This window comes from Alteromonas sp. KUL150, from assembly GCF_009811475.1.
In the GTDB taxonomy this organism is placed as follows: domain Bacteria; phylum Pseudomonadota; class Gammaproteobacteria; order Enterobacterales; family Alteromonadaceae; genus Alteromonas; species Alteromonas gracilis.
Genome location: NZ_BLIJ01000090.1, coordinates 1 through 3,337 on the forward strand (window position 1 = coordinate 1; position 3,337 = coordinate 3,337).

A 3,337-nucleotide genomic window follows, 5' to 3' on the forward strand; every position below is an offset into this window, starting at 1 on the left:
GGAATGGAGTCAGGTGGTACCGTATCGCTATGGCTGCCAGGAAAAACTTTTAGTGCAGAATCATGATGCTTTTTATCATGACTTCTGCGCAAGGAGGACTAACAGTACTCTTTAGAGCCTATTTAATCATCGTTGCTTAATAACTAACAATTTGGGAAAGATAATATTAATTCAATCAGTGAGTAACTGCTTTTTACTCTTACTTGCTTACTTTAGCTTGTCTACAACACTCAGAAGTCCAAAGCTTCTTGGGCGTTGTATGGTTAAGCCTCTCGGGCAATTAGTACAGGTTAGCTTAACGCCTTACAACGCTTCCACACCCTGCCTATCAACGTCATCGTCTATAACAACCCTTCCAGACCTTAAAGGTCAGGGATGACTCATCTTTGGGCCGGCTTCCCGCTTAGATGCTTTCAGCGGTTATCCGTTCCGAACGTAGCTACCGGGCAATGCCATTGGCATGACAACCCGAACACCAGCGGTTCGTCCACTCCGGTCCTCTCGTACTAGGAGCAGCTCCCATCAATCATCCAACGCCCACACCAGATAGGGACCGAACTGTCTCACGACGTTCTAAACCCAGCTCGCGTACCACTTTAAATGGCGAACAGCCATACCCTTGGGACCGACTTCAGCCCCAGGATGTGATGAGCCGACATCGAGGTGCCAAACACCGCCGTCGATATGAACTCTTGGGCGGTATCAGCCTGTTATCCCCGGAGTACCTTTTATCCGTTGAGCGATGGCCCTTCCATACAGAACCACCGGATCACTATGACCTACTTTCGTACCTGCTCGACGTGTCTGTCTCGCAGTTAAGCTAGCTTATGCCATTGCACTAACCTCACGATGTCCGACCGTGATTAGCTAACCTTCGTGCTCCTCCGTTACTATTTGGGAGGAGACCGCCCCAGTCAAACTACCCACCAGACACTGTCCACAACCCCGATAAGGGGCCAATGTTAGAACATCAAACATACAAGGGTGGTATTTCAAGGACGGCTCCACACAATCTAGCGACTGTGCTTCAAAGCCTCCCACCTATCCTACACATGTAGGTTCAATGTTCAGTGCCAAGCTGTAGTAAAGGTTCACGGGGTCTTTCCGTCTAGGTGCGGGTACACAGCATCTTCACTGCGATTTCAATTTCACTGAGTCTCGGGTGGAGACAGCGTGGCCATGGTTACACCATTCGTGCAGGTCGGAACTTACCCGACAAGGAATTTCGCTACCTTAGGACCGTTATAGTTACGGCCGCCGTTTACCGGGGCTTCGATCAAGAGCTTCGTCCGAAAACTAACCCCATCAATTAACCTTCCGGCACCGGGCAGGTGTCACACCCTATACGTCCTCTTACGAGTTTGCAGAGTGCTGTGTTTTTAATAAACAGTCCCAGCCACCTGGTCACTGCGGCCCCCATTTGCCTACCACGCGAAGTGTTCACAAACAGGGGCGTACCTTCTCCCGAAGTTACGGTACAATTTTGCCGAGTTCCTTCACCCGAGTTCTCTCAAGCGCCTTAGTATTCTCTACCTGACCACCTGTGTCGGTTTGGGGTACGGTTCATATAATCATAAGTTTAGAAGCTTTTCCTGGAAGCAGGGCATCAACAACTTCACTCCCTTGGGAGCTCGTCTCGCGTCTCAGCTTTAAGAATCCGGATTTACCTAAATTCTCGGCCTACTCGCTTTCACTTGGACAACCAACGCCAAGCTTGCCTAGCCTTCTCCGTCCCTCCATCACTGATTATATAAGTACGGAAATATTAATCCGTTTCCCATCGACTACGCATTTCTGCCTCGCCTTAGGGGCCGACTTACCCTGCCCTGATTAGCATGGGACAGGAAACCTTGGTCTTCCGGCGTGGGAGTTTTTCACTCCCATTATCGTTACTCATGTCAGCATTCGCACTTGTGATATGTCCAGCAAGCTTTACAACTCACCTTCATCCACTTACACAACGCTCCCCTACCCAGCATAGTAAACTATGCTGCCGCAGCTTCGGTATATTGCTTAGCCCCGTTACATCTTCCGCGCAGGCCGACTCGACTAGTGAGCTATTACGCTTTCTTTAAAGGGTGGCTGCTTCTAAGCCAACCTCCTAGCTGTCTGTGCCTTCCCACATCGTTTCCCACTTAGCAATATTTTGGGACCTTAGCTGGCGGTCTGGGTTGTTTCCCTCTCCACGACGGACGTTAGCACCCGCCGTGTGTCTCCCGGATAGTTCTCATTGGTATTCGGAGTTTGCAAAGGGTTGGTAAGTCGGGATGACCCCCTAGCCTTAACAGTGCTCTACCCCCAATGGAATTCGTCCGAGGCTCTACCTAAATAGATTTCGGGGAGAACCAGCTATCTCCCGGTTTGATTGGCCTTTCACCCCCAGCCACAGGTCATCCCCTAACTTTTCAACGTTAGTGGGTTCGGTCCTCCAGTTGATGTTACTCAACCTTCAACCTGCCCATGGCTAGATCACCGGGTTTCGGGTCTATACCTAGCAACTAAACGCGCAGTTAACACTCGCTTTCGCTACGGCTCCGTTATTCACTTAACCTCGCTACTAAATATAAGTCGCTGACCCATTATACAAAAGGTACGCAGTCACACCACGAAGGTGCTCCCACTGCTTGTACGTATACGGTTTCAGGTTCTATTTCACTCCCCTCACAGGGGTTCTTTTCGCCTTTCCCTCACGGTACTGGTTCACTATCGGTCAGTTAGGAGTATTTAGCCTTGGAGGATGGTCCCCCCATATTCAGTCAAGATAACACGTGTCCCGACCTACTCGATTTCACTGTAAAGATTGCGTCGTGTACAGGGCTATCACCTTGTATCGCTCCTCTTCCCAAAGGATTCCACTACATTCAATACAGCTTAAGGGCTGTTCCCCGTTCGCTCGCCGCTACTAGGGGAATCTCAATTGATTTCTTTTCCTAAGGGTACTTAGATGTTTCAGTTCCCCTCGTTCGCCTCGTTACGCTATGTATTCACGTAACGATACCTGTAAACAGGTGGGTTTCCCCATTCGGACATCTGTGGCTCAAATGCATTTTGTCGGCTCACCACAGCTTTTCGCAGACTTACACGTCCTTCATCGCCTCTAACTGCCAAGGCATCCACCGTATACGCTTCGTCACTTAACCATACAACCCCAAACAGCCTTTTGACTTCTGTCTAAGTTATGTCGCATGAATGACAAGCTAATCGGAAGAATTGCCTTGCTATCAATAAATTGATAACAAGCAATTCAGTCAAGTAGAGTAAAAAGTACGTCTTTCGACTTCTCAGTTACTCAATTTTGATTGATTACTATTAATATCAGCTTTCCAAATTGTTAAAG

The 3,337-nt window shown here is 48.8% G+C and carries 1 rRNA gene; it reads right to left on the minus strand.

Going from position 1 to position 3,337, the window contains the following annotated elements:
- Nucleotides 1–259: 259 nt before the first annotated feature.
- Nucleotides 260–3,140 (minus strand): 23S ribosomal RNA (locus GVO62_RS19130).
- Nucleotides 3,141–3,337 lie beyond the last annotated feature (197 nt).